The 25801-nt window shown below is 69.8% G+C and carries 23 protein-coding genes; 7 read left to right on the top strand and 16 right to left on the bottom strand.

All coding sequences use genetic code 11. The features are described from left to right. Positions 1-25: 25 nt before the first annotated feature. The 6 genes from ABD663_RS06655 to ABD663_RS06680 are packed head-to-tail and all read left to right on the top strand — an operon-like array spanning position 26 to position 7021. Positions 26-1546: an ABC transporter ATP-binding protein gene (locus tag ABD663_RS06655; protein ID WP_344737183.1), complete on the top strand. Its 1521-nt coding sequence runs from the start codon at positions 26-28 to the stop codon at positions 1544-1546. Continuing rightward, entirely contained in the window at positions 1543-2820 is a 1278-nt protein-coding gene (locus tag ABD663_RS06660; RefSeq protein ID WP_344737184.1) for an ABC transporter permease, read from the top strand. Before ABD663_RS06655 ends, ABD663_RS06660 begins: the two co-directional genes overlap by 4 nt. Further along, positions 2817-4100: an ABC transporter permease gene (locus tag ABD663_RS06665; protein ID WP_425561769.1), complete on the top strand. Its 1284-nt coding sequence runs from the start codon at positions 2817-2819 to the stop codon at positions 4098-4100. The genes ABD663_RS06660 and ABD663_RS06665 overlap by 4 nt, the downstream gene beginning before the upstream one ends. A 58-nt stretch (positions 4101-4158) precedes the next feature. Next, the gene (locus tag ABD663_RS06670) at positions 4159-4554 is read left to right on the top strand and encodes a cytidine deaminase (protein ID WP_344737185.1); all 396 of its coding nucleotides are present in this window, start codon (positions 4159-4161) and stop codon (positions 4552-4554) included. After that, positions 4551-5855 carry a thymidine phosphorylase gene (locus ABD663_RS06675; RefSeq protein WP_344737186.1) on the top strand — a complete coding sequence of 435 codons (1305 nt, stop codon included), beginning with the start codon at positions 4551-4553 and terminating at the stop codon, positions 5853-5855. The genes ABD663_RS06670 and ABD663_RS06675 overlap by 4 nt, the downstream gene beginning before the upstream one ends. A 50-nt stretch (positions 5856-5905) precedes the next feature. Continuing rightward, positions 5906-7021: an adenosine deaminase gene (locus ABD663_RS06680; protein ID WP_344737187.1), complete on the top strand. Its 1116-nt coding sequence runs from the start codon at positions 5906-5908 to the stop codon at positions 7019-7021. Positions 7022-7107: 86 nt separating this feature from the next. Here the strand turns inward: ABD663_RS06680 and ABD663_RS06685 are convergent, their stop codons facing one another. The 11 genes from ABD663_RS06685 to ABD663_RS06735 form a co-directional block, all read right to left on the bottom strand. After that, complete coding sequence (locus ABD663_RS06685) at positions 7108-7809, bottom strand: DUF559 domain-containing protein (protein WP_425561771.1); 702 nt, start codon at positions 7807-7809, stop codon at positions 7108-7110. A gap of 351 nt (positions 7810-8160) precedes the next feature. Then, complete coding sequence (locus tag ABD663_RS06690; RefSeq protein ID WP_344737189.1) at positions 8161-9114, bottom strand: SDR family oxidoreductase; 954 nt, start codon at positions 9112-9114, stop codon at positions 8161-8163. Continuing rightward, positions 9111-10085 (bottom strand): bile acid:sodium symporter family protein, encoded by a 975-nt coding sequence (locus ABD663_RS06695; RefSeq protein ID WP_344737190.1) that lies wholly within the window; start codon positions 10083-10085, stop codon positions 9111-9113. The genes ABD663_RS06690 and ABD663_RS06695 overlap by 4 nt, the downstream gene beginning before the upstream one ends. After that, positions 10082-11455: a flavin-containing monooxygenase gene (locus tag ABD663_RS06700; RefSeq protein WP_344737191.1), complete on the bottom strand. Its 1374-nt coding sequence runs from the start codon at positions 11453-11455 to the stop codon at positions 10082-10084. Before ABD663_RS06700 ends, ABD663_RS06695 begins: the two co-directional genes overlap by 4 nt. 89 nt (positions 11456-11544) lie before the next feature. Then, complete coding sequence (locus tag ABD663_RS06705; protein ID WP_344737192.1) at positions 11545-12699, bottom strand: mannitol-1-phosphate 5-dehydrogenase; 1155 nt, start codon at positions 12697-12699, stop codon at positions 11545-11547. Next, positions 12700-13137 carry a PTS mannitol transporter subunit IIA gene (locus ABD663_RS06710; protein WP_344737193.1) on the bottom strand — a complete coding sequence of 146 codons (438 nt, stop codon included), beginning with the start codon at positions 13135-13137 and terminating at the stop codon, positions 12700-12702. Between the two features lie 100 nt (positions 13138-13237). Continuing rightward, the gene (locus tag ABD663_RS06715; RefSeq protein WP_344737194.1) at positions 13238-14923 is read right to left on the bottom strand and encodes a PTS mannitol transporter subunit IIBC; all 1686 of its coding nucleotides are present in this window, start codon (positions 14921-14923) and stop codon (positions 13238-13240) included. Further along, positions 14920-16593 carry a phosphoenolpyruvate--protein phosphotransferase gene (ptsP, locus tag ABD663_RS06720; RefSeq protein ID WP_344737195.1) on the bottom strand — a complete coding sequence of 558 codons (1674 nt, stop codon included), beginning with the start codon at positions 16591-16593 and terminating at the stop codon, positions 14920-14922. The genes ABD663_RS06715 and ptsP overlap by 4 nt, the downstream gene beginning before the upstream one ends. Before the next feature lie 4 nt (positions 16594-16597). Further along, complete coding sequence (locus ABD663_RS06725) at positions 16598-16873, bottom strand: HPr family phosphocarrier protein (protein ID WP_344737196.1); 276 nt, start codon at positions 16871-16873, stop codon at positions 16598-16600. Continuing rightward, positions 16870-17235 carry a PTS sugar transporter subunit IIB gene (locus ABD663_RS06730; RefSeq protein ID WP_344737197.1) on the bottom strand — a complete coding sequence of 122 codons (366 nt, stop codon included), beginning with the start codon at positions 17233-17235 and terminating at the stop codon, positions 16870-16872. The genes ABD663_RS06725 and ABD663_RS06730 overlap by 4 nt, the downstream gene beginning before the upstream one ends. A gap of 134 nt (positions 17236-17369) precedes the next feature. Continuing rightward, positions 17370-17714 carry a hypothetical protein gene (locus ABD663_RS06735; protein ID WP_344737198.1) on the bottom strand — a complete coding sequence of 115 codons (345 nt, stop codon included), beginning with the start codon at positions 17712-17714 and terminating at the stop codon, positions 17370-17372. 165 nt (positions 17715-17879) lie between these two features. On the opposite strand from ABD663_RS06735, the gene ABD663_RS06740 reads away from it, so the two are divergent. After that, positions 17880-19808, top strand: coding sequence for a BglG family transcription antiterminator (locus tag ABD663_RS06740; RefSeq protein ID WP_344737199.1), 1929 nt, complete (start codon positions 17880-17882; stop codon positions 19806-19808). Between the two features lie 156 nt (positions 19809-19964). Here the strand turns inward: ABD663_RS06740 and ABD663_RS06745 are convergent, their stop codons facing one another. From ABD663_RS06745 to ABD663_RS06765, 5 genes are all read right to left on the bottom strand, one after another. After that, on the bottom strand, positions 19965-20924 hold the full coding sequence (locus tag ABD663_RS06745; RefSeq protein ID WP_344737201.1) for a type IV toxin-antitoxin system AbiEi family antitoxin domain-containing protein: 960 nt from the start codon (positions 20922-20924) through the stop codon (positions 19965-19967). 207 nt (positions 20925-21131) lie between these two features. Next, positions 21132-21716 (bottom strand): GNAT family N-acetyltransferase, encoded by a 585-nt coding sequence (locus ABD663_RS06750; RefSeq protein ID WP_344737203.1) that lies wholly within the window; start codon positions 21714-21716, stop codon positions 21132-21134. Between the two features lie 22 nt (positions 21717-21738). Further along, positions 21739-23094: an MFS transporter gene (locus ABD663_RS06755; RefSeq protein WP_344737229.1), complete on the bottom strand. Its 1356-nt coding sequence runs from the start codon at positions 23092-23094 to the stop codon at positions 21739-21741. A 137-nt stretch (positions 23095-23231) separates the two neighbouring features. Further along, positions 23232-24896, bottom strand: a complete 1665-nt coding sequence (locus ABD663_RS06760) for a phospho-sugar mutase (RefSeq protein ID WP_344737230.1) — start codon at positions 24894-24896, stop codon at positions 23232-23234. Positions 24897-24928: 32 nt separating this feature from the next. After that, positions 24929-25762, bottom strand: coding sequence for a purine-nucleoside phosphorylase (locus ABD663_RS06765; RefSeq protein WP_344737204.1), 834 nt, complete (start codon positions 25760-25762; stop codon positions 24929-24931). Positions 25763-25801: the final 39 nt, after the last annotated feature.

The following is a 25801-nucleotide window of genomic DNA, read 5'->3' on the forward strand; positions in this document are numbered from 1 at the left end:
CACCCTCGTCAATAGGATCATCTGTATGAAGCTCGAACTCCGTGGGATCACCAAGCGGTTCGGAAGCCTCGTCGCCAACGACCACATCGATCTCGTGGTCGAACCCGGGGAGATCCACTGCCTCCTCGGCGAGAACGGCGCCGGCAAGTCCACGCTCATGAACGTCCTCTACGGGCTCTATCGCGCCGATGAGGGCACGATCCTGCTCGACGACCACCCCCGGAACTTCCAAGGCCCCGGCGACGCGATGCGTGCCGGCATCGGCATGGTGCACCAGCACTTCATGCTCGTGCCCGTCTTCACCGTGGCCGAGAACGTCATGCTCGGCCACGAGTCGACCCGTGCCGGCGGGTTCCTCGACCTCGAGGCGGCCCGCGAGCGCGTGCGCGAGATCTCGGCGCGCTTCGGCTTCCACGTCGACCCCGACGCGGTCGTCGAGGACCTGCCCGTCGGCGTGCAGCAGCGGGTCGAGATCATCAAGGCGCTGTCGCGGGATGCCCGGGTGCTCGTGTTCGACGAGCCGACGGCCGTGCTCACGCCGCAGGAGACCGACGAGCTGATGGGGATCATGCGGCAGCTCAAGGAGTCGGGTGCCTCCATCGTCTTCATCACCCATAAACTGCGCGAGGTGCGCGAAGTCGCCGACCGCATCACGGTGATCCGGCTCGGCAAAGTCGTCGGCGAGGCGTCGCCCGAGGCGTCGAACAGCGAGCTGGCCTCGATGATGGTGGGGCGCGCGGTCGAGCTCACGGTCCACAAAGATCCCCCCCAGCTCAGAGACCGGCACCTGGTCGTCGAGAACCTGTCGGTCATCGACCCCCATGGCCAGGTGGTCGTCAACGACGTCAGCTTCGAGGTGCGCGGTGGCGAGATCCTCGCGATCGCCGGAGTGCAGGGCAACGGGCAGACCGAGCTGACCGAGGCGCTCGTCGGACTGCAGCCGCAGGTGCGCGGCTCGGTCACGCTCGACGGCGAAGAGCTGGCGGGCCGCAGCGTGCGGCGCATCCTCGACGAGGGCGTCGGCTTCGTCCCCGAGGATCGCAAGGAGGACGGCCTGGTCGGCACGTTCACCATCGCCGAGAACCTCATGCTCGACCGCGCCAACGGCGCGCCGTTCGTCAAGCGCGGGTCGGTGCAGAAGGGCGTGCTCGACGAGTTCGCAGACGAGAAGCTCACCGAGTTCGACGTGCGGGCCCCGGGGATCACGACACTGGTCGGCAACCTGTCCGGCGGCAACCAGCAGAAGGTGGTGCTCGCCCGCGAGCTGAGTCGCGACCTCGCCCTGCTCGTCGCCGCCCAGCCCACACGCGGCGTCGACGTCGGATCGATCGAGTTCATCCACAAGCGCATCGTCGAGACGCGGGATGCCGGGGTGCCGGTCGTCGTCGTGTCCACCGAACTCGACGAGGTCAGCGCACTGGCCGACCGCATCATGGTGATGTACCGCGGCCGCATCGTCGGGATCGTCCCCGGCGACACTCCCCGCGACGTTCTGGGACTGATGATGGCCGGCGAGACGCCCGCCGGGGAAGGGGCCGCCGCGTGAGCACCACGACAGATCCGGCCGAGACGGCTCCGCCCGTTTCGAAGTGGCACGAGACGTTCCTGAAGATCACGCAGGGCAACGCCCTGATCTCGGTGCTGGCGGTGGTGCTGGCGCTCCTGGTCGGCGGCATCATGATCGCCTTCACCGACGAGGACGTGCAAGAGGCATCCGTCTACTTCTTCGCCCGGCCGGGCGACACGCTGATTGCGATCTGGAACTCGGTGTCGGGCGCCTACATCGCGCTCTTCCAAGGGTCGATCTACAACTTCCAGGCGGCGTCGTTCGATCGGGCCATCCGGCCCCTCACCGAGACGCTCACCTTCGCGACGCCGCTCATCGCCGCGGGCCTCGGCGTCGCCCTCGCGTTCCGCATCGGCATGTTCAACATCGGCGGCCGCGGCCAGATGCTCATGGCGTCGGCCGCTGCGGGCTGGGTCGCGTTCTCGCTCGACCTGCCGTGGGGCATCCACATGATCGTCGCCCTCATCGCCGGCCTCGCCGCCGGTGCCCTCTGGGCCGGCATCGCGGGTTTCCTGAAGGCGCGCACCGGCGCGCACGAGGTCATCGTGACGATCATGCTCAACTACGTCGCGTTCTACCTGATCTCGTGGATGCTGCGCACGCCGGGACTGCTGCAGGCGCCCGGGTCCAGCAACCCGAAGACGCCCGCGATGAAGGACACCGCGGTCTTCCCCGACCTGCTGGGCCCGCAGTACAACCTGCACTTCGGGTTCGTGCTGGTCGTCGCCGCGACGATCCTGGTGTGGTGGATCCTCAGCCGCTCGAACCTGGGATTCAAGTTCCGCGCTGTCGGTGAGAACCCCAACGCCGCGCGGGTGGCCGGCATCGACGTCAAGAACATGTACGTCTACGGCATGCTCATCGCGGGCGCCCTGGTCGGCCTCGCCGGGGTCAACCAGGTGCTCGGGACGATCACCACCGGCTTCACGGCGGGCATCGACGCCGGCATCGGCTTCGACGCCATCACCGTCGCGCTGCTCGGCCGGTCGACGCCCTGGGGCACCTTCGCCGCCGGCATCCTGTTCGGCGCATTCAAGGCCGGCGGGTTCGCGATGCAGGCGGGACAGCAGATCCCCATCGAGATCGTCACCGTCGTGCAGGCGCTCATCGTCCTGTTCATCGCGGCGCCGCCGCTGGTGCGCACGATCTTCTTCCTGCCCTCGCCCGAGCGCGACCGCCGCCGCGAGGAGAAGGCGCGGCAGAAGGCGCTCAAGGCCCAGATCCAGGCCGACGAGATGGAGGTGGCGAAGTGACCGCCCCCGCCGTCAACATCGCGGCCGAGCGTCCGCTGCCCGAGACGACCGTCATCCGCAGCTGGAAGGCGCCGGTCGCTCTCGCGGTGTTCACCGTGCTCTTCGCGATCCTCATCCTGGTCGCCCCGCGTGCCGGCGAGACGACGTTCCGCCTCTCGTCGGGCGCCGACCCGCTGCAGCTGCCGCCGCTCGCGCTGCCGGTCGTGCTGACGACGTGGGTGTGCCTGATCTTCCTCGTGCTGCTGACGGCCGCCTCGGCGTACTTCGTGCGCGCGTCGGGACGCTCGCCGCTGTGGATCGTGAGCGTCTACATCGGCATCATCATCATCGGCTTCCTGACGTGGGCGGCCTCGGGCTCGACGATTCCGGTGACGGGTCTGCTGGCCGGCTCTCTGGGCCTTGCCGTGCCGCTCATCTACGGGGCGCTGTGCGGCGTCATCGGCGAGCGGGTGGGCGTGGTCAACATCGCCATCGAGGGTCAGCTGCTGGCGGGCGCGTTCACCGCCGCGGTGGTCGCGAGCCTCACCGGCGTTCCGTTCCTCGGCCTGCTCGCGGCGATGGTCGCGGGCGTCCTGGTCGCCTTCGTGCTGGCATCCTTCGCGATCAAGTACCTCGTCGACCAGGTCATCGTCGGTGTCGTGCTGAACGTGCTGGTGATCGGCGTGACCGGGTTCCTCTACTCGCAGGTGCTGCAGCCCAACGCGGCGCTGCTGAACACGCCGCCGCGGTTCGGGCGCATCGCGATCCCGCTGCTGTCGGACATCCCGATCGTGGGCCCGGTGCTGTTCAACCAGACGATCATCGTCTACATCATGTACGTCGTCATCGCGGCGGTGTACATCGGCCTGTTCCACACGCAGTGGGGTCTGCGCCTGCGCGCCGTCGGCGAGCATCCGCAGGCCGCCGACACCGTCGGCATCAAGGTGAACGCGACGCGGTTCTGGAACGTGCTGCTCGCCGGTTCGATCGCCGGCCTCGGCGGCACGGTGTTCACGATCGGCAACGGCATCGCGTTCAACAAGGAGATGACCGCCGGAGCCGGCTTCATCGCCCTCGCCGCGGTCATCTTCGGCCAGTGGCACCCGATCAAGGCGACCCTCGCCGCGCTGCTGTTCGGGTTCGCCTCGAGCCTGCAGAACACCCTCAGCGTCATCGGCTCGCCGGTGCCGAGCGAGTTCATGCTCATGCTCCCGTACCTCGTGACGATCTTCGTCGTGGCCGGTGTGGTCGGCAAGTCGCGGGCGCCCGCGGCCGACGGCATCCCGTACATCAAGGGATGACCGCGCCCGTGACCGCATCCGCAGACCCCCCAGATACCGACGTGGAAGAAGGCAGCCCGTGACCGACATCGATTGGGACGAGCTGCGGGCGACCGCCGTCGAAGCCATGCAGCGCGCCTACGCGCCGTACTCGCGCTACAAGGTCGGCGCCGCCGCCCTCGTGACCGACGGTCGCACCGTGAGCGGATGCAACGTCGAGAACGCGTCGTACGGCGTCGGCCTGTGCGCCGAGTGCGGGCTCGTGAGCGACCTGCACATGACCGGTGGCGGACAGCTCGTCGCCTTCGTGTGCGTCAACGGCGACGGCGCGACGATCATGCCGTGCGGCCGCTGCCGCCAGCTGCTGTACGAGCACGCCATCCCCGGGATGCTGCTCGAGACGGTGTCGGGCATCCGCACCATCGACGAGGTGCTGCCCGACGCGTTCGGCCCGAGAGACCTGGAGGGACGATGAGCGAGCACGGATCGGCGGTCGAGGCGTTCGACGCGGTCGACGTCATCCGCGCGAAGCGCGACGGCGGCGAGGTCGCCGAAGACGCCCTGCGCTGGATGGTCGACGCCTACACGCGCGAGTACGTCACCGACCCGCAGATGGCCGCGTTCGCGATGGCGGTGCTGCTCAACGGCATGACCCGCGACGAGGTGCGCGTCATGACCGACGCGATGATCGCCTCGGGCGAGCGCATGAGCTTCGCCGGGCTCGGCAAGCCCACGGTCGACAAGCACTCCACCGGCGGGGTCGGCGACAAGATCACCCTGCCGCTCGCGCCGCTGGTGGCGTCGTTCGGAGTCGCCGTGCCGCAGCTGTCAGGACGCGGCCTCGGCCACACCGGCGGCACGCTCGACAAGCTCGAATCGATCCCCGGATGGCGGGCCGCGCTGTCGAACGACGAGATGACCGCGCAGCTGCGCGACGTCGGCGCGGTGATCTGCGCGGCGGGGTCGGGGCTCGCGCCCGCCGACAAGCGGCTGTACGCGCTGCGCGACGTGACCGGCACCGTCGAGGCGATCCCGCTCATCGCGTCGAGCATCATGTCGAAGAAGATCGCGGAGGGCACCGACTCGCTCGTGCTCGACGTGAAGTTCGGCTCGGGCGCCTTCATGCGCGACCTCGACCGTGCGCGCGAGCTCGCCCGCACGATGGTCGCGCTCGGCACCGACTCGGGAGTGTCGACCACGGCGCTGCTGACCGACATGAACACGCCGCTCGGCCTCGCGATCGGCAACGCCAACGAGGTGCGCGAGTCCGTCGAGGTGCTCGCCGGCGGCGGACCGGCCGACGTCGTCGAGCTGACCGTCGCGCTCGCCCGCGAGATGCTCGCGCTCGCCGGCCAGCCCGATGCCGATGTCGAGGCCGCCCTGCGCAGCGGCCGTGCCATGGACGTGTGGCGGGCGATGATCCGCGCGCAGGACGGCGATCCGGACGCCGCGCTTCCGACGCCCAACGAGACGCACACGGTCGTCGCGCCGTCGGCGGGTGTGGTCGCACGCATGGATGCGCTGCCGTTCGGCGTCGCCGCGTGGCGGCTGGGTGCCGGCCGCGCTCGCGCGCAGGACCCGGTGCTGCACGCCGCCGGTGTCGACCTCCACGTCAAGCCCGGCGATGCCGTGACCGAAGGTCAGGCGCTGTTCACCTTGCTGGGTCAGGATGGCTCGCGGTTCGAGCGCGCGCTGGCGGCACTCGAGGGCGCGTGGGAGATCGGGGCGGATGCCGTGGCCCGATCGCCGATCGTCCACGAGCGCATCACCGCCTGACCCCGGGCATCCGTTCCGTCCACCACCGTCCCACCCGCCGAGGAGTTCCCATGGCCATCGATCAGCACGGCGATGCCGCACTGCAGGGCGTCTCGATCCGCAGCCTGCCGAAGGTGTCGCTGCACGACCACCTCGACGGCGGCGTGCGCCCGCAGACCATCATCGAGCTGGCTGACGAGATCGACCTCGACGTGCCCGAAGAGGATGCCGACGACCTCGCCGACTGGTTCGCCGAGAAGAGCGACTCGGGCTCGCTCGTCGAGTATCTGAAGACGTTCGACCTCACGACCGCGGTCATGCAGACCCGTGAAGGACTCACACGCGTCGCGCGCGAGTTCGTTGAGGATCTCGTCGCCGACGGCGTCGTCTACGGCGAGGTGCGCTGGGCGCCCGAGCAGCACCTGGCGCGTGGCCTCTCGCTCGAAGAGGCCGTCGAGGCGGTGCAGGAGGGCATCGAGCAGGGCGAGGATGCGGCAGACCGCCGTGACCGTGACATCCGGGTCGGTCAGCTCATCACGGCCATGCGCCACACCGACCGCTCGCTCGAGATCGCGAAGCTCGCCGTGGCGTACCGCGACCGCGGAGCCGTCGGGTTCGACATCGCGGGTCCGGAGGACGGTTTCCCGCCGTCGAAGCACCGCGCGGCCTTCGACTATCTGGCATCCGAGTTCTTCCCCGCCACGGTGCACGCCGGTGAGGCTGCCGGGCTGGACTCGATCCGAGGCGCGCTCATCGACGGGCGCGCGCTGCGGCTCGGGCACGGCGTGCGTCTCGCCGAAGACCTCGAGGTCGTCTCACGGTCGGGCGAGGAGGTGCTCGTCGAGTTCGGCGACCTGGCGCGATGGGTGCGCGATCGCGAGATCCCTCTCGAACTCTCGCCCAGCTCGAACCTGCAGACGGGCGCGATCGCCGCATGGGGAACGACGCTCGAGGACCACCCGTTCGACCTGCTGTACCAGCTCGGCTTCTCCGTCACCGTCAACGTCGACAACCGCACGATGAGCCGCACCTCGCTCACCCGCGAGCTCGCACTGCTGGCCGAGACCTTCGACTACGATCTCGACGACCTCGAGGTCTTCCAGCTCAACGCCGCGGCGGGCGCCTTCCTGCCCGTCGAGGAGCGCGAGGAGCTCATCGCGATCATCGGCGACGGCTTCGACCGCTAGCTGGGGGCCGCTCGCCGTGCCCAACTCCTGAGTTTCTGGCGATTCAGGCCCGCACGGCGATTGCGTCGTGGTTCGACGACAGAATTTCAGGAGTTGGGCACGCAGGTGCCGCGGCGCCCGTGCTCCAGAATCTGCCGGAGCTGACGCGTGACGTGGTCGCGCGACCACATGACGTCCTCGGCGAGCAGACGCACGGTGGTGTATCCGAGCGTGGCGGCGGCGGCATCCCTTCGACGGTCCCTCTTCTGCGCAGCCCACCCCGAATGGAACTCCTCGCTGTCGCACTCGATGATGAGCCACCCGTCGACCACGAAGTCGACGCGTCCCACGCCGGGAATGCGCACCTGGACGTCGAACGCGCACCCGAGTGCGCGCAGGATCAGTCGTACGAGTGACTCGGGGCCCGACTCGCACCGGCGATCGAGAAGCCCACGCAAGACTCGGTGACGGCGCGGGAGCCGCGCGAACACCTCTGCGAGGTCTCGCTCATCGAGAAGTCCGAGATGCATCGCGCTGTCGAGCATCGCAATCGCCGAGCGCGGGTCTTGGCACCTCACAGCCTGGATCAGCGCCTCGATGATCTCGGTCACGAGAGACTCGCGCGCCTCGGTGGTGGGCTTCCAGTGTGCGACCACACCCGGGCTGCGCTCGGGCACTCGACTGGCGACGGGATCGATCTGGATGTGGAGCGGCCCGCTGTCGAGGACGAACACGCCCAGGTTTCGGAGCAGCGAGACGCAGTCGAGCCGTCCACCGAGTCGGGCGGCCGTGACGAGATCGGCGTGCATCACCGCGGGAACGAACTTCCCCCTGCGCACACGAACGAGCGAGCCGACTTCCACGGCGCGTGCGATCTGCCTCTTCGACCAGCCGGATACTCGAAGTTCTCGGCTGCTCGCGTACCGAGGCTCGCAGTTCCAGGGGTTCGGGCGACGAAGCATCCGCCAACTGTGTTCGTCCGGCGGCGCCCGGCGCGGCGTGAAGACCCGGATGTGGAGTACTTCCCCGGCTCGCGGCGCTGGGGAGGACCGGGCACGGGTAGACCGAACTCCTGAGAAAGGGATGGCAGAACGTCAGTTCGGACGACCCAGCGGCCCGCCACGGCGAATATTCAGGAGTTCGGGCCGCCGGCACCCGCGTCAGCGGAGCGCGACGCCGGGGTGCGTGTCGAGGTAGGCCTCGAAGGCCTCGGCGGAGGACAGCGCCGGGACGTAGCCGAAGTCGGACTTCAGGCGGTCGTTGGCCAGGACGGGTCTGTACTGCAGGAACCCGACCTGCTCGGGACCGTGCACGGTCAGCCGCAGCGCGCGGCCGATCCGCAGGGCGAACGCCAGCACGCCGGCGGGCACGGTGAACACGGGCTTGCCCAGGCGGTCGGCGAGCTCGTGCACGGTCACCCTGCCGTCGCCGGCGACGTTGTACACCCCGGGAGGGCCGTCGGTGGCCGCCCGCGCCATCGCGCCGGCCACATCATCGACCCACACGAAGACGAACGGCGACTCCGAGCCTCGGATCGCCAGCAGCCGCGCGCCGTTCCACAGCGCCGTGATCTGGTTGTCGACGGTCGGGCCGAGGATCGTGCCGATGCGGAAGACCACCTGCTCCAGCTCAGGGTGCGCCTCGCGGTAGCCGGCCAGCATCTGTTCGACCAGCCGCTTGTGCTTGGCGTACGGGAACTCGTCGTTGCCCCTCACCGGGTCGCTCTCGCGCAGCCACTCGGGGTTGTCGGGGTGGTAGCCGTACGCGGCGCCCGACGACGACACCACGATGCGCCGCACACCGGCGGCCAGGCAGGCCTCGAGCACGTGTCGCGAGCCCTCGACGTCGACGCGGTACTCCATGTCGTGGTCGCGACCGGGATTGACGATCGCCGCCAGGTGGACGACCACGTCGATGCCGTGTCTGTCGAGCAGGGGCGCCAGTGCGCCGGCGATCGTCACGTCGCATTCGTCGTACACCACTCCGTCGAGCGGATGCTCCGGCCGCCGCACGTCGCCGGCGACGATCAGCTCCACGTCGGGCCGCGCGACCAGCGCCGCGGCGACGTGGCTGCCGAGGAATCCGGCTCCGCCGGTGATCAACACGCGGGTCATGAGGATGCCTCGGCCGCCGCGTCCGCGTCGCCGGCGCGCGCGTGGCGCGAGGCGTCGCCCTTGATCGAGCCGGTGCGCCGCTTGGTGTGCCGCGCCCACAGGCTCGCGACGATGAGGCCGGCGATGATGTCCCAGATGCCCCACCAGCCGGCGACGATGGCCATGCCGCCGAGCCCGCCGAAGAACGCGAACACGAGACCGAGTCCGAGGCCCGCGTTGCGGATGCCGACCTCGAACGTCATCGCCTTGCGCTCGCGGGTGCCGAGGCCGCCGACGACCGCGGTGCCGTACCCGATCGCCAGGGCCACGGCGTCATGGATCGTCACGACCAGCACGATGATGCCGAGGAAGGCGACGAAGATGCTCCAGTTGCCGGCGAGGGCGGCCACGATGAAGCCGACCAGCGCGAGCAGCGAGAACCACTTCACGTACGGCTGCACCTTCGCCGAGAAGCGGGGGAAGCGCGCCCGGATGAACAGACCGAGCAGGAAGGGCAGGCCGATGATGAGGAAGATGTCGAGCAGCATCTGCCACGGGTTGAGTTCGACGGCTTCCAGCAGCGTGCGCGCCGTCGGATGCAACGATCCCCAGAACGCGATGCTCAGCGGCAGCATGACGATGTAGATCAGATTGCCGACAGCGGTCATCGACACCGACAGGGCGACGTTGCCGCCAGACCGGTGGGTGAGCACCTGCGAGATGTTGCCCGGCGGACAGCACGCGACCAGGATCATTCCGAGGGCCATCGACGGGCTGACCGGCAGGATCAGCGTCAGCCCGAACGTCACCGCCGGCAGCACGACCAGCTGTGCGAGGATCGCGATCGCGAACGGCTTGGGTTTGCGGGCGACCACCTTGAAGTCGTCGACGGTCGTGTCCAGCGCGATGCCGAACATGATCAGCCCGAGCACGACGTTGAGGATGATCAGCGTGCCCGGGTTGAAGTTGAGGACGATGTCGTCGGGGTTCATGCCCGCACCTTCCGCGTCGAGGGGCGGCGAAGGCGCGACCGGATGGAGCGGCCCGTCGCGCCGACACCCGAGTCGGCGGCATCCGATCTCAGCTGTGTCGTCGTCGACCGCACGGCCGCGCGATACGCATCCTTGTTGACGTAGTACGACATGCGCTCCAGGCCCAGATAGCGATAGCCGCCGGTGAGATCGGGCCACGGCTCGGACGCGACGCGCTCACGCAGCGCCGCCGCGCGCTCGGGATGCCGCTCGAGCGCGGCCAGGTAGGTCGCGATGAGCTCGGCCTGCTCGTACCGACCCTGCCACCCGATGCCGGACGCCTCGATCATGCCCATGACGTACAGCCCGTTGAACGACGGCGGGAAGACGTTGAGGAAGAGCGTGGGGGACCAGCCCGTCCAGTTCAGCTCCGCCCGGTCGACGAACGGATAGTCGAGCGTGTATCCCGTCGCCAGCAGCACCATGTCGTACTCGCCGCTCGTACCGTCGCGGAAGTGCACGGTCTTCCCGTCGAACTGGTCGATGTCGGGGCGGATGTGAAGATCGCCCTGGCCCAGGTGGTTGAGGATCAGCGTGTTGACGATGGGGTGCGATTCGTAGATCTTGTAGTCGGGCTTGGGGAACCCGAACCGCACCGGGTCGCCGGTGAACGCCTGCAGCACGCGCTTGTCGACGAACTGCTTGATACGCGCAGGCAGCGGCTTGCCCTGATTGAGGGTGTCGGAGGGCCGGCCGAACAGGTAGCGGGGCACGAAGTAGTAGCCGCGGCGCACGCTCATGTCGACGGATGCCGCATGATGCACGGCGTCGACGGCGATGTCGCACCCCGAATTGCCGGCGCCGATGATGAGCACGCGTTGGCCGGTCAGCTGCGAGGCGGACTTGTAGGCGCTGGTGTGGAGCAGCTCGCCGGTGAACTCGCCGCGGAAGGCGGGCACATTCGGCTCGGCGAGCGTGCCGTTGGCCAGGATCACGCCGGTGTAGTGCTGCTCGATCTCGCCGTCAGGCCCGTCGGCGCGCAGCAGCCAGCCGTCATCGGTGCGCTCGAGGCCGGTCACCTTGGTGTCGAAGCGGAACAGCTCGGTGAGGCCGAAGTGGTCGGCGAAGTCGCGGAAGTACCGGATGAGGGCGCGGTGGCTGGGGTAGTCGGCGCGGGAGTCCATCGGGTACTCGGCGAACTCGGTGGTCGTGCGCGACGAGATGAGGTGCGCCGACTCGTACATGGTCGAGCGCGGATTCTCGATGTCCCACAACCCGCCGACGCCGCGCGACGCCTCGTAGCCGTCGAACGCGATGTCCGCCTTCTGCAGTGCGCGCGCCGCTGACAGCCCCGACGGCCCTGCGCCGATCACGGCGTAGCGATGCTCCATGCGTTGTCTCCTGCACATCGTCGTGCCGGCGGACGCGCCGACCTAGGGTAGAACCCTAAGGGTTACGAGCCGTTAACCGAAAATCCGGGTCACGTCCGCAGCGCCTGCTGACGCTCCGCGACGATCGCCTCGATCCGCGCGAACAGCGGATGCCGCAGCTCGAGGCCGGTGACCGCGGCGGTGATGCCCGCGGCGTCCTCCGAGCGGAGCAACGCCTGCAGTTCGACCGACTGCGGGTCGTCGGGGTCGTCGAACTCGAGTGCCGCAGCCATCGCCTTCACGAGGGCGTCGACGGGAAGGTCGCGCTCCGACGCTTCGGCTGCCGGACCGACGAAGCGCTCGTTGCGCGACAGCTTGCGCTGCGGCTGGCGGCCCACGCGCCAGACGGTGTCCGGCAGCGACGGGTTGCGGAAGCGGGCGAGGATGGTGCGCCGGTAGGCTGCCTGGGTCTCGGGGTCGAGCTCATGCTTGGCGACCAGCAGGGCCGAGGTCTCCTCCAGCACCGCTTCGACGTCCGCGGCGATCGTGGGGTCGGCGAGCGCCTCGGAGATCCGCTCGACACCGGCGCGTGCGCCGAAATACGCGGTCGTCGCATGGCCGGTGTTGACCGTGAAGAGCTTCCGTTCGATGTACGGGGCGAGGTCGTCGACGAAGTGCGCACCGGGGATGTTCGGCGGCTCGTCTCCGAACGGCGGTCGCTCGATCGCCCACTCGTAGAACGGCTCGACCGTGACGTCGACGCCGCCGCCCTCGGGCTGAGCGGGCACGATGCGGTCGACGGCGGTGTTCGCGAACACCGCGCGGGCCGACAGCGCATCCCACGCTTCGCCCGCTTCGCGCATGATCTCGTCGCGGAGCAGGTCGGTCGCGTTGATCGCGTTCTCGCACGCCATGATCTGCAGCGGGGGAGCGGAGGGGTCGCGCAGGCCGAGGCCGGCGACGATGTGCGGCGCGACGAACTTCAGGATCGTCGGGCCGACCGCCGTCGTGACGACGTTCGCCGACGCGATCTCTGCGGCGACGGCATCCGGATCATCGGCGCTGTTGAGGGCGCGGAAGCCGGTGACGACGCGATCCTCGCCGCCCTCGCCGACCTCGTGCACCGTGTAGGAATCGACGCCGTTGATGGCATCGACCAGCGGTGCGGCCACGTCCGAGAAGACGAGGTCGTATCCGCCGTCGTGCAGCAGCAGCCCGACGAACCCGCGGCCGATGTTGCCGGCTCCGAAGTGGACGGCCTTCATCTAGACGCCCGCCGCCGAGACGAGCGCGAACAGCTCTTCGGGAGTGCTCGCCGTCTTGAGCTTTGCGACCTCGTCTTCATCCGAGAACAGGATCGCGATCTGCGACAGGATCTCGAGGTGCTCGTCGCCCTTGCCGGCGATGCCGACGACGAAGGTCACCTGCTCCCCGTCCCAGTCGACGCCGCCGTCGTAGCGGACGACCGACAATGCGGACTCGAGGATCGCATCCTTCGTGTCGTTCGTGCCGTGCGGGATCGCCAGCTCGTTGCCCATGTAGGTGGACACCGTCTGCTCCCGCTGCTGCATCGCGTCGAAGTAGGCGCCCGTCACGGCGCCGGCGGCCTCGAGGATGTCGGCGGCCTCCTTCATCGCCTCTTCCCGCGACGCGCTGCCGCCGTGGATCCGCACCTGTCCGATGCTCAGAACGTCTCGTGCCATGCCTTGCGCCTTTCTCTCCGCCGCGTGATGCGGCCTTGTGACCGAAAGGCCACGGGGTCGGGGGCCTCCCGCCGCCCGACCCCGCAGCTGTCTCTCGCTGCTACTGACCAGCCTGGTGCTGGTCGCGCACCAGTTCAACGACCTCGTCGTACTTCGGCGAGTTCATGAAGTTGTCCACCGACACGTGGATCGCGTCGGGCGCCTGCTTCCTCGCCCGGTCGGTGAGCTGATTCTGGGTGATGACCAGGTCGGCAGAGGCATCCAGGTTCGCGACCGCCTTGTTGACGACCGTCACGTCTTCGATGCCCTCCTTCTTGATCTTGTTGCGCAGCACGCTCGCGCCCATCGCGGACGAGCCCATCCCGGCGTCGCAGGCGAACACGATGTTCCGCACCTGCTTGGTCTCCAAGCGCCCTCCGCTGAGCACGCCATCGGTCGACCGCGCGGTCTCGGCCTCGTCGTACGCCGCCTCGGCATCGCGCTCGGCCCGTGCGTCGTGGCCGGCGCTGGCCCGCAGACCCGCGAGAGCAGCCGACTCCTTGCCCTTGTTCGCCTCGGTCTGGGCGATCGCGGCGCTCAGGTCGCCGGACAGCCCCGCCTCGAGATCGCGCTTGCGCGTTGCACGCAGCATCACGCCGGCGATGAGGAACGTCACCACGGCGGCGAGGATCACCGACAGGTAGACCACCAGCAGGTTGCCGACGCCGGGGCCGATCGCCGCCGCGGTGACGGCGATGATGCTTCCCGGTGCCGCGGGGAAGGCGAGTCCGCCGCCCAGCAGCATGTTCGTCGTGACACCGGTGGCGCCACCTGCGATCAGCGCGAGGATGGTGATCGGCTTCGACAGCGCGTACGGGAAGTAGATCTCGTGGATGCCGCCGAAGAACTGGATGATGATCGCGCCGGGCGCCGAGGCCTTCGCCGCGCCGACACCGAAGAAGGTGAAGGCCAGCAGCAGGCCGAGGCCCGGGCCGGGGTTCGCCTCGATGAGGAACAGGATCGACTTGCCGGTCTCGGCGGCCTGCTCGATGCCGAGCGGTGTGAACACGCCGTGGTTGATGGCGTTGTTCAGGAACAGCACCTTCGCCGGCTCGACGATGATCGACAGCAGCGGCAGCAGGTTGAAGTCCACCAGCCACCCCACGATGCCGCCCAGGACGGCGCTGACGCCGAGCATGACTGGACCGAAGACGAAGAACCCGACGATCGCGAGGATCATGCCCAGGATGCCGGCGGAGAAGTTGTTCACCAGCATCTCGAACCCGGGCTTGATCTTGCCGTCCCAGATCTTGTCCATGTACTTCGTGGCCAGGGCGGCGAGCGGACCCATGATCATCGCACCCAGGAACATCGGGATGTTCGTGCCGACGATGACACCCATCGTCGCGATCGTCGCGACCACGCCGCCGCGCTCGCCGTAGACCATGCGGCCACCGGTGTTCGCGATCAGCAGGGGAAGCAGGTAGACGATCATCGGGCCGACGAGGCCGACGTACTGGAAGAAGTTCCCGCCGTCGCCCTCGGCGAGCTGGAGCATCGCTCCCTCCCAGCCGATGACCGCTGCGTCACCGCCGGAGCCGAGCATGTCCGACACGGGATACCAGTGCCATCCGAACGGACTGTTGGGTCCGAGGAAGCCGGACGGGATGAAGAGCATGGTGATGAAGCCCCATGCGATGAATGCCGCGATGTTCGGCATGATCATGCCCGAGAGGAAGGTGCCGAATCGCTGCACCCCTACGCGAGCTCTGCTGACACCCGATGGGGGTGCGGACGCCGTTGTCATTGCTGTGTCTCCTTTTCTCGGGTGGCGGCAGCGTGTGCCGCACGTCTGGCTTGCTCCGGATCATCGGTGGCCAGCGCCGCGTCGGCGATGCGGCGGGCATCGTCGAGCGAATGCTGGAGCAGCGTCGCGCGCACGTCGGCGAGCGCTGTGGGAGCCATCGACAGGCTCGTCGCACCGAGTCCGACGAGCACGACGGCCAGCAGCGGGTCGGCCGCAGCCTCGCCGCAGATGCCCACCGGCTTGCCTCGCGCCTGTCCCGCCGCTCCGACCTCGCGCACGAGACGGAGGACGGCGGGATGCCACGGGTCTTGGAACGCGGCGACCGAGCCGAGCAGGCGGTCGGCGGCCATCGTGTACTGGGTGAGGTCGTTCGTGCCGATCGACGCGAAGTCGGCGTGGGCGAGGACGCGGTCGGCCAGCAGAGCGCTCGAGGGCACCTCCACCATGACCCCCGCGGTCTTGATGCCGTATTCGCGGGCGAGAGCCGTGAAGTACCGGGTCTCCTCGACGGTGCCGATCATGGGAGCCATCACCCACAGGTCGGCCGAGGTCGCGGCATCCGCTTCGGCGAGGGCGGTCAGCTGCTCGCGCAGGATGTCCTCGCTCGCGCGAAGGGCTCTGATGCCCCGCAGGCCGAGCGCGGGGTTCTCTTCGTGGGCGTCGTTGAGGAACGGCAGCGGCTTGTCGGCGCCGGCGTCCAGCACGCGCACGACGACCTTCTTGCCGGGGAACGCCGCAAGCAGCTCGGTGTAGGCCGCCTTCTGCTCCGCGACGGTCGGCGCCTGGCTCGAGCTCAGGAAGAGGAACTCGGTGCGGAACAGGCCCACCCCCTCGGCGCCGAGCCCGACGGCCTCGGCCGCGGCACCCGGCTTGCCGAGGTTCGCCAGCAGCGGCACGGCCGTGCCGTCGGCGAGCGCGCCCGGCGTGATCGGGGCGTCGGCAGCGGCGGCGCGCGAGTCGGCACGGTGCTGTGCCCGCTCGAGCTCGTCGGCGCTGGGGTCGCGCACGACGACGCCGGCGGCGGCATCCACGATGACGGTCTCGCCGTCGGCGAGGTCTTTGGCAGCCGCGGCGCCGACGACCGCGACGATCGACTTCTCGCGGGCGAGGATCGCGGTGTGAGAGGTCGGCCCGCCTTCGGTGGTCACGAGCCCGAGCACCTTGTCGAGGTCGAGCAGCGCGGTGTCGGCCGGTGCGAGGTCCTTCGCCACCAGGATGAACGGATGCCCGGGGTCGGGCACGCCCGGGGCGGGCAGTCCGCGCAGCCGGGCGATGACGCGCTGGGCGACGTCGTCGAGGTCGGCGGCGCGCTCGCCGAGGTAGCCGCCGATGGCGACGAGCTGGTCTCGGAACGACGCGAACGCGTCGTGCACAGCCCACTCGGCGGTCTTGCCGTCGGCGATGCGCGTGTCGACCTCGGCGGCGAGCGTCGGATCCTCGGCCATCATGGCCTGGGCCTCGAGCACGTCGCGCGCGGACCCACCGGCCTGTGCGCCGCGCTCTTCCAGTTCACGGGCCACGCCGGCGATCGCGTCGCGCACACGCTCGCGTTCGGGCTCGACCCCCACGGTGCTCGGTGCGTCCGACGGCGCCGGCAGCGGCTCCGCCATGCGCGCGACGGGTCCCTGGGCGACGCCCAGGCCGATTCCGACTCCACGAAGTTCCGTCATCGGTCTACTCCGCGTCGTGATCGGTCGTCAGCAGCTCGCTGAGCGTGTCGATCGCCGTCTCGGCATTGTCGCCGTCGGCGGTGAGGGTGACGTAGTCGCCCTGCTCGACCCCGAGCGCGATGACGCCGAGAATGCTCGCCGCGTTGACGGGGGCGCCCGAGCCCTTCGCGATCGTGATCGGGATGCCGGCGTCCTTCGCCGCCTGCGCGAACAGCTTCGCGGGGCGGGCGTGCAGGCCATGGGACGAACCGATGCGGACGGTGCGCGTGAGCTGCGTCATGATGTTCCTTTCGTCGAGACGTCGGCGGATGATGGCGCGGCCGACGGGATCCCCCCGGAGCCGTCGACCGCGCCGTGGACGAGCGCGAGGGTGCGCGTCCCGTCCAGGTCCTGGAAGATGTCGTCGGGCAGCAGCACGACGGTGGTGCCGCGATAGGCGGCATCCTTCTCGATGCGTGTCAGCGCATGGCCGAGGTGCGGGCCGATCAGCACGACGTCGGCGGCATCGAGGTCGATCGGCAGAGACTGCTCGGTGCCGGCGAACGCGGTGTAGCCGAGACCCTGCTGCTGCGCGGCCCGACGCACTCGCTGAGCCACGAACGTGCTCGACGCGCCCGCACCGCAGACGACCAGGATCCTCATCGACCCACCTCCTCGTGTTCCTCATTCTTGTGAGATCACTGGGAGCGGACAACCACACCTCTTTCCACAGGGGCGGAAACGCCGACGGGGCCGCCGGTGGTTCCGGCGGCCCCGTCGGGGTGGTGGATCGGCTCTCAGCGGAAGAAGGCGTTCGCCTTCGGCGAGAACAGCAGGATCAGCCCGATGAGGGGCAGGATGCTCGCGCCGAGCGTCGCCCACAGGCCGAAGCCCTCGACGGCGAACCACGCGACGATCGCCACGACGATGTCGATGACGAAGATCACAGCCAGGATCATCCGCGCGAGGTTGCTGCCGCGGAACAGCCCCAGACTCACCGCGATGGTCAGGATGCCGATGATGATCTGCACCCATCCCGCCCAGCTGAAGATATGGAAGACGCCGCTGATGATGGTGAACAGTCCGTTCAGCCATGCGATGACCGCGACGAGGGTGACGCCTCCGGGGCGTTGACCGGCCATGGTGACTCCTTAGATCCGCGCGGACCGTCCGCGCGCTCGCGCTCACGCTATCGCTGCGGGTCGCCCGGGGGTCAGTGGCACGCGGGGCGCCGCGCCGCACCGACGGGATCGTGGTTGACTTGGCTCGTTCCGACAGACCGACGGCGGCGTCGGGAGAGGTTCGATGTGACACGAGCAAGACAGGATCGCCTGCTGGCCGCCCTCGTGCGCGACGGCGAGTGGGCGACCGCGGCCACACTGGCCGACTCGCTCGGGGTCACGCCCCGCAGCATCCGTTCCTACGTCACGGCGCTGAACGCGCGCGTGCCGGCCGGCACCGCGATCGAGTCGGGTCCGCAGGGCTATCGAGCGGGACCGGAAGCCGGAGCGGCGCTGCGTTCGGCCGGCGAGTCGGGAACGCCGCGCGATCGCCTGCACACGCTCGTCCGGCTGCTGCTGGACTCCGAGGACGGCATCGACGTCTATGACACGGCGGAACAGCTGCATGTGAGCTCGGCGACGGTCGAGGCCGATCTGGCGCGCGTACGGGGACTGCTCGGCGGCACCGAGCTCACCCTCGAGCGCTCCGCGCAGCGGGCACGGCTGCTGGGCACCGAGACCGCCCAGCGGCGGCTGCTCAGCCGTCTCGCGCACGACGAGATGGATGCCGGTTCGTTCGACCTCGACGCGCTGCGTCGCACGCTGGGGGAGGAGTCGGTCGGCGCCCGCGCCTTCGGGCCGTTCAAGAGCGAGCTGGTGGCCGAGCTGGGCGCACTGGGCTACTTCGTCAACGAGATCGGCATCACCGACGTCGTCATGCACATCGCCATCGCGGCCGATCGCGTCTCGCGCGACCGCGGTCTCGACGAACCCTCGGTGGCCGTGCAGCCCGGGCAGCGGGAGGTGGCCGACATCATCGTGCGCCTCGCCGAGCAGCACCTCGACGTGCGCCTCGGCACCGGCGACGCGGCCCACCTCAGCACCCTCGTCCTCACCCGGATCGTCGCGCCCGGCGCCCGCCCCGGCGACCGTGCCCGCTCGCCGCTGGACCCCGAGGTCGAATCGGCGGTCCGCGATGTGGTGACGGGGGCGGCCGCCGAGTTCCTCGTCGACATCGCCCACGAGGACTTCATCCTGCGCCTCGCCCTGCACGTGCAGAATCTGCGGCAGCGCGCGCGCGAGCAGGCGTGGTCGCGCAACCCGCTCACCCGATCGCTCAAGTCGACCTACCCGATGATCTTCGAGGTCGGCGTCTACATCGCGAACGGACTGCAGGAGCGACTGGGCATTCCGCTGCTGGACGACGAGATCGCCTACATCGCCATGCACGTGGGCGGCCGACTCGAACGCAGCCGCCGGGCCGACCAGCTGCTGACCGCCACGATCGTGTGCCCCGGCTACTACGAGCTGCACGAGCTGCTGCGATCGAGCGTCGCCCGTTCGCTCGGTCAGGCGATCGAGGTGGTGGGGGTCGAGACGCGTGTCGACCCCGACTGGGCGTCGGTCGACACCGACCTGGTGCTGACGACGATCGACCCCGCGGCATCCGTCGGCGATCGAGGCGACCGCATCGTGCGCATCCAGCCGTTCCTCACCGACGCCGACATCGACCGGGTGCAGCAGGCCGCCGGGCGCGTGCGGCGGTCGCGCCGGCTGGGACGACTGCGGGCCGAGCTCGAGCGGTACTTCGACCCGTCGGCATTCCGCCGGGGGCTCGACGGCATGGACGCCGAGGCGGTGATCCGGATGCTGGGCGGGATGCTCGTCGAGCAGGGCGTCATCGACGAGGACTACGTCGAGCGGACGATCGAGCGGGAGCGCCTGTCGTCCACGGCGTTCACCGACGCGCTCGCGGTGCCGCACGCGCTGGGGATGACCGCGAGCCGTACGGCGATCGCGATCGGCATCGCCGAGCCGTCGATGGCTTGGGGGGAGGGGCGCGTGCAGGTCGTCGCACTGGTGGCGTTCTCCGAGAACGACCGCGAGGCCTTCCAGACCGTCTTCGAACAGTTCGTCGAGGTTTTCTCCGAGCGCGAGAGCGTGCAGCGCATCGTGCGCCGGGGCACCGACTTCACGGCGTTCCTCGACGAGCTGGTGGCTGTCGTCGACGGCTGACCGCGCGATCATCGGTCGCCCTGCAGCATCCGTCCTGTCCTCCGGCATCCACCCTGTTCCTCCAGGTTTGGGGCGCACCCCCGACCTCGGGGCGCGGAACTTCACGCCCCGATGACCGGATCACGCCCCGAACCACGGGATGCCGGATGTGCGGGCTTACGGCGCGACGACGCCGAATGCGGCGAGCCGGGCCGCCAGTGTCTCGGCGGTGCGGATGTGCGACCAGCCCCACCGGACGAGCGGCGCCTGCTGCGAACCGCGGATCCAATCCTCGCGCGCCTTCTCGCGGTCGAAGACCTCGAACGACGAGCGGTCGTCGGTGTATCTGCCGTCCGTGTACTTGATGGATCCGTCGAACTCACCGAAGGCGTGAGCATCCCGCAGCCAGAAGTCGACGAAGAAGTACCCCCGACCGGGCGGGCCGGCGACCGGCACCTGCAGGTCGAGCCTGCGGAATCCGGCCTGGTGCAGACGGATGCGGCTGATGGACTCGCCGGGAAGCTGCGCACGGCCGTCGATGAATGCGAGCCTGCGGTCCGCACGAGCTACACCGTGGGCGCTTCGGTGGGCGATCGTCCGCACCCGCTCGGTGAAGTCCGCGGCCAGATCCCTCGCGTACTGCCCCGGGCCCACCCCGCAGATCGCCCTCAAGGCGGCGTCGCCCGCCACGACCGACTGTTCGGTGCTCGCCGTGCGGGCCATGTCGGCGATGGTCCTCTCGAGCGATGTGCACACCACGCCGTCGATCTCCACCACCTCGGACGGGTCGAGTTCGCCTCGATGCCGGACGACTCCCGTCGCCGCGCCGGGCCGCGCGGTCGGGACGATGACGTGCACCCGCGCGGGATCGGGGCGGAACACGGGCAAGCCGTGCAGGGCCGCGGCGGTCTCGTGAGACGCGACGGGCGGCGTGTGCGACACCAACGACAGCGCACGGGCTCGGGCGATCACCCGCTCTTCGGGACGCGCACCACGCCATGCACTGCCGTCGACGTAGACGCCGGGGCGGACCCGAACCAATGAGCCTGCGCGCACCTTCGCGCCGACCGCGCGGTCGGTGACGCCGTCCTCCAGCAGCTCACAGCGCCGTCGGAGTGGAAGGTCCGTGTCGCTCACACCACGATGCTCGCCGCTCGAGGGTGGTCGGAGTGCGGCATCCACCGCCCTCGGAGGCGATCCACCCGTCAGGCTCGCCTGGGGAGGAACCGGCGTCCGCCGCACTGCGACCAGGTATGGGGCGAGTTTGCGGACTCGGGGCGCGCATTTCCGCGCCCCACAACCGGAAGTGCGCCCCAAACGGGTGAAAGGGGATGCCGGAGCCGCTCAGGGTCGGGCGAGGCGCTCCACCAGCCCCAGGCGGACGGCGGGCCACTCGTGCGGCAGGATCGAGAAGACCACGGTGTCGCGCAGCGACCCGTCGGGGCCGAGGCGGTGGTTGCGCAGCACGCCGTCCTGCCTGGCGCCCAGCCGCACGATCGCCTCGCGGGACTGCCGGTTGTGCCAATGCGTGCGGAACTCGACGGCGATCGCATCGCACGTCTCGAACGCGTGGCCGAGAAGCAGCAGCTTCGCGGCCGAGTTGACGGCCGTGCGCTGCGCCGACAGACCGAGCCACGTGTGGCCGATCTCGACATGCCGGTTGGGCTGGTCGATGTTGCAGAACGTGGTCGTTCCGACGACCCGGCCCGTCTCGAGTCGGCGCACCGCCCACGGGTTCATCGTTCCGGCTTCATGCTGGCCGCGCCGCCAGGCGATGTCGGCGCCCATGCCGTCGACCGTGGGTACGGTCGTGTACCACGCGCGCTCCAGTCCGAGGGATGCCTCGGCGAGGTCATCGATGTGCTGGTCGCCCAAGGGCTCCAGGCGCACCCATGCGTTCTCGAGGACGACAGGTTCGTTCAGCTGCACACCCTGAGCGTAGGGCTCGGTGTCACTCCGCGTCGTCGTGCATCGCCGCCTCCACGGCGGCGGCGCCCTCACGGGGGTCGTTCGCGCGGGATGCCGCCCGTGCGGCGGTCACGGCTCGTCGACCCGCCGGCAGCCAGACCGCCAGCCCCACCACGACGAACGTCAGGATGCCGGCGGCCACCAGCAGCACCTCGATGGGCACGACGTCGGCGAGCGGCCCGAAGACCACCATGCCGAACGGCATCGCGACGGCCATCACGATTCCGACGAAGCCGAACACGCGGCCCTGCCGTTCGGGTTCGACGGTCTCCTGCAGAAGCGTCATCGATGGCGTCGAGAAGAACGGCACGGCCAGGCCGACCAGGAACATGAACGCGAAGAAGACCCAGATGTTCGGCGACAGCCCGAGGCCGATCGACAGGGCGCCGAACACCAGCGACGACACCACCAGCATCCCGACCCGGCTGCGGTTGGCGAACAGCGACGCGACGACGATGCCGCCGAGCGTCATCCCGATGCTGAAGGCGATCTCGAGCACCGCGAGGTTGACGACGTCCTGCTGCTCGCCGGCCGGGAACGAGCGCACGAGCATGAGCGGCGTCAGGTTCGACGGGGCCACGGTCAGCACGAAGATGATCGCGAAGAGCACCAGCAGCCACCGCACGAACCCGTGGCGGGCGATGTAGCGCACGCCGTCGACGAGGTCGGCGAAGTAGCCGGTCTGCGCCTCGCCGGCGGTGCGGATCGCCGACACGCCCACGAAGGCGAGCAGGCCGATGCCGATCACCGCGGTGACGACGTCGACGAAGAAGATCGGGACGAGGGATGCCGCCGACCCGCCGTTCACCGACGCCGACCACGCGTAGATCGCCCCTGCCGCAGCGGGGGCGAGCAGGGCCATGGCCGACTGGATCGATCCGTTGATGCCGTTGACGCGCATCAGGTGGCGCATCGGTGTGATCTGCGGGATCAGCGCCGCGACGGCGGGCATCTGGATGCCGGCGCCGGCCGACCGGATCGCGAGCGCCGCGAAGATGAGCCACGGCGCGTCGAATCCGGTCATGAGGGCGAGGGCGAGCAGCAGCGTCGTGGCCGCGATGGCGGCGTCGGCCCCGACGATCAGCCACTTGCGGTTGTGCCGGTCGGCCCACACACCGCCGAACACCGAGACGATCGCCTGCGGCAGGAAGCCGAACACCGCGGCGAGCATCATGATGATCCCCGACTGGTAGGTGATCGTCAGATACCAGAAGACCGCGTACTGCACGAGCATCGAGCCGAACAGGCTCGCGGTCTGCCCACCCAGGAACAGGACGACCTTGCGCACCCAGTGCGGGGGGTCGGCGGGTGCCGGGGATGCGGCATCCGATTCGGTCATCGACACGCAGTGAGCATACGGCCCGCCGCCGACACGCGGGTGGTCCCGCCCGAGTCAGGTGATCCGGCCAGGACACGACAGCCGGCGCCCTCGCCGTCGCGCGTTCGCCGGACCGCCTGATCTCGACGCGAGTGTCGTCAGCGCAGGCCGTCGAGCAGGGCGCGCGATCCGTCGGCGAGCGCGGCGATGCGCGCCGCGGCGTCGTCGGCCGAGTCTCCCCGCACGTCGAGGTACAGCTTGAGCTTGGGCTCGGTGCCGCTCGGTCGCACGATGACCCGTGACCCGTCGGCGAGCCACAGGCGCAGCACATCGCCGGGCGGCAGGTCGCCGTCGCCGTGCAGCAGGTCGTCGACCCGGTCGACGTCGACGTCGCCGATCGCCTGCGGATGCCGCTCGCGCAGCACCGCCATGATGCCCGCGATCTGCGACACATCGTCGAACCGCACCGAGACCTGGTCGCTCGCGAAGTGCCCGAAGGTGTCGGCGAACTCGCGGAGCAGGTCGCCGAGCGACGCCCCGCGCGCGCGGGCCTCCGAGACCATGCCCAGCATCGCGATCGCCGCCGAGAGGCCGTCCTTGTCGCGGACCGTGTCGGGATTCACGAGGTAGCCGAGGGCCTCCTCGAAACCGAAGACGATCCCGGGGGCGCGCGAGATCCATTTGAAGCCGGTGAGGGTGGCGTGGAATCCGAGCCCGAAGTGCTCGGCGACGGTCGCGAGCCCTGGCGACGACACCAGCGAGCACGCCAGCGAGGCCCCCGCGGTCTCGCCGTCGTCCGCGGCGATGCGCGCAGCCCGCCAGCCCAGAAGCAGGCCGATCTCGTTGCCGCTCAGACGCCGCCAGCCGCCCTCGGCCTCGGCATCGGGGATCGCCACGGCGAGTCGGTCGGCATCGGGATCGTTCGCGATCACCAGGTCGGCACCGCTCGTGCGCGCGGCCTCGAAGGCGAGGTCCATCGCGCCGGGTTCCTCCGGATTGGGGAACGACACGGTCGGAAACGCACCGTCCGGCGCGAGCTGCTGCTCCACGACCACGGGTGCGGGGTATCCGGCATCCTCGATGATCCGGGAGAAGGTCTGCCAGCCCACGCCGTGCAGGGCCGTGTAGACCCAGACGAGACCGTCGGATGCCGGCGGTGCGGGTGCGACGGCGGCGGTGGCGGCGATGTACTCGTCGATCAGCGATTCGGGCGCCGTCGTGAAGGCGAGCGAGCGTGGGAGCGCGGCGATGTCGCCGTCGTCGGCCACCCGCTGGATATGCGCCGCGATGCGCTGGTCGGCGGGCGGCACGATCTGCGCCCCGCCGTCCTCGCCGCCGAGGTAGACCTTGTAGCCGTTGTCGTCGGGTGGGTTGTGGCTCGCCGTCACCATCACACCCGCCGCGGCGTCCAACGCGCGCACGGCGAACGCGAGCACCGGCGTGGGCAGCATCCGCGGCAGCATGACCGCCCGCAGCCCTGCTCCCGCGAAGATCTCGGCCGAGTCGCGCGCGAACACGTCGGAGTTGCGGCGTCCGTCATACCCGATGACCACGGTGGCGTCGTCACCGGCCGTCTCGCGGACGTACGCCGCCAGGCCCGCGGCGGCCTGGGCGACCAGCACGCGGTTCATGCGGTTGCTGCCGGCTCCGAGGCGTCCGCGCAGCCCGGCCGTGCCGAACGCCAGGCGTGTGCCGAACCGATCGGCGAGCTCGTCGTGCGCCGCGTCGTCGCCGGCTTCGGCGGAGTCGATGAGCGCGCGCAACTCTGCGCGGGTCTCACCGTCGGGATCCTGGGCGAGCCAGGTGCGGGCGCGGTCGAGCATCCCGTCGTCGTGTTCGGACAAGGCGTCCTCCCTCACAGTTGGTCGATGACGCGCGCCAGCAGAGCCGAGATCACCGGCTCGGCCTCGCGGCCGGCTTCGATGACCTCCTGGTGGCTCAGCGGTGTGGTCTGGATGCCCGCGGCCATGTTCGTGATGAGCGAGAAGCCGAGGATCTCCATGCCGGCCTCGCGCGCGGCGATCGCCTCGAGCGCCGTCGACATGCCGACGATGTGGCCGCCGATGGTCTTCGCCATGCGCACCTCGGCCGGTGTCTCATACTGCGGACCGCGGAATTGGCAGTACACGCCCTCGTCGAGGCTCGGGTCGACGCGGCGCGCGAGGTCGCGCAGGCGCACCGAGTACAGGTCGGTGAGGTCGACGAAGGTCGCGCCTTCGAGCGGGCTGTCGCCGGTGAGGTTGATGTGGTCGCTGATGAGCACCGGCTGGCCGGGGCGCCACGTGTGCTTGATCCCGCCGGCGCCGTTGGTGAGCACCATGGTCGAGGCGCCGGTCGCAGCGGCGGTGCGCACGCTGTGCACGACGCGGCGCGCACCGTGCCCCTCGTAGTAGTGGGTGCGTGCGCCGATCACCAGCACGCGTCTGCCCCTCGCGGTGAGGATGCTGCGGAGCGTGCCGACATGGCCTTCGAGAGCGGGCTTGCCGAATCCGGTGACGTCGGTCGCGGCGAGCGTCGCGGTGGTCTCGCCGATGAGCTCGGCGGCGCGGCCCCACCCGCTGCCGAGCGTCAGCGCGATGTCGTGGCGTTCCACTCCGGTCAGGCGGGCGATGTCGGCGGCGGCGGCCCGCGCGACGTCGGTCGGGTCGGCGGCGGGGTCGTCGAGCGGGTTGTCGATGGCGTCTGACATGACCCCACTCTAGGAACGCGGAGCCCCTGGAGCCAGATG

Origin of the sequence: Microbacterium awajiense (assembly GCF_039536545.1) — a bacterium.
GTDB lineage: Bacteria > Actinomycetota > Actinomycetes > Actinomycetales > Microbacteriaceae > Microbacterium > Microbacterium awajiense.

What these genes read in the sequence shown, in the direction of transcription:
- ABD663_RS06715 (WP_344737194.1), bottom strand. Translation starts at nt 14,923, where the DNA reads ATGACAACGGCGTCCGCACCCCCATCGGGTGTCAGCAGAGCTCGCGTA.
- ABD663_RS06730 (WP_344737197.1), bottom strand. Translation starts at nt 17,235, where the DNA reads ATGAGGATCCTGGTCGTCTGCGGTGCGGGCGCGTCGAGCACGTTCGTG.
- ABD663_RS06700 (WP_344737191.1), bottom strand. Translation starts at nt 11,455, where the DNA reads ATGGAGCATCGCTACGCCGTGATCGGCGCAGGGCCGTCGGGGCTGTCA.
- ABD663_RS06760 (WP_344737230.1), bottom strand. Translation starts at nt 24,896, where the DNA reads ATGCTCGACCGCGCCCGCACCTGGCTCGCCCAGGATCCCGACGGTGAG.
- ABD663_RS06705 (WP_344737192.1), bottom strand. Translation starts at nt 12,699, where the DNA reads ATGAAGGCCGTCCACTTCGGAGCCGGCAACATCGGCCGCGGGTTCGTC.
- ABD663_RS06680 (WP_344737187.1), top strand. Translation starts at nt 5,906, where the DNA reads ATGGCCATCGATCAGCACGGCGATGCCGCACTGCAGGGCGTCTCGATC.
- ABD663_RS06655 (WP_344737183.1), top strand. Translation starts at nt 26, where the DNA reads ATGAAGCTCGAACTCCGTGGGATCACCAAGCGGTTCGGAAGCCTCGTC.
- ABD663_RS06685 (WP_425561771.1), bottom strand. Translation starts at nt 7,809, where the DNA reads ATGCACGCCGATCTCGTCACGGCCGCCCGACTCGGTGGACGGCTCGAC.
- ABD663_RS06765 (WP_344737204.1), bottom strand. Translation starts at nt 25,762, where the DNA reads ATGTCAGACGCCATCGACAACCCGCTCGACGACCCCGCCGCCGACCCG.
- ABD663_RS06735 (WP_344737198.1), bottom strand. Translation starts at nt 17,714, where the DNA reads ATGGCCGGTCAACGCCCCGGAGGCGTCACCCTCGTCGCGGTCATCGCA.
- ABD663_RS06710 (WP_344737193.1), bottom strand. Translation starts at nt 13,137, where the DNA reads ATGGCACGAGACGTTCTGAGCATCGGACAGGTGCGGATCCACGGCGGC.
- ABD663_RS06690 (WP_344737189.1), bottom strand. Translation starts at nt 9,114, where the DNA reads ATGACCCGCGTGTTGATCACCGGCGGAGCCGGATTCCTCGGCAGCCAC.
- ABD663_RS06755 (WP_344737229.1), bottom strand. Translation starts at nt 23,094, where the DNA reads ATGACCGAATCGGATGCCGCATCCCCGGCACCCGCCGACCCCCCGCAC.
- ptsP (WP_344737195.1), bottom strand. Translation starts at nt 16,593, where the DNA reads ATGACGGAACTTCGTGGAGTCGGAATCGGCCTGGGCGTCGCCCAGGGA.
- ABD663_RS06725 (WP_344737196.1), bottom strand. Translation starts at nt 16,873, where the DNA reads ATGACGCAGCTCACGCGCACCGTCCGCATCGGTTCGTCCCATGGCCTG.
- ABD663_RS06695 (WP_344737190.1), bottom strand. Translation starts at nt 10,085, where the DNA reads ATGAACCCCGACGACATCGTCCTCAACTTCAACCCGGGCACGCTGATC.
- ABD663_RS06675 (WP_344737186.1), top strand. Translation starts at nt 4,551, where the DNA reads ATGAGCGAGCACGGATCGGCGGTCGAGGCGTTCGACGCGGTCGACGTC.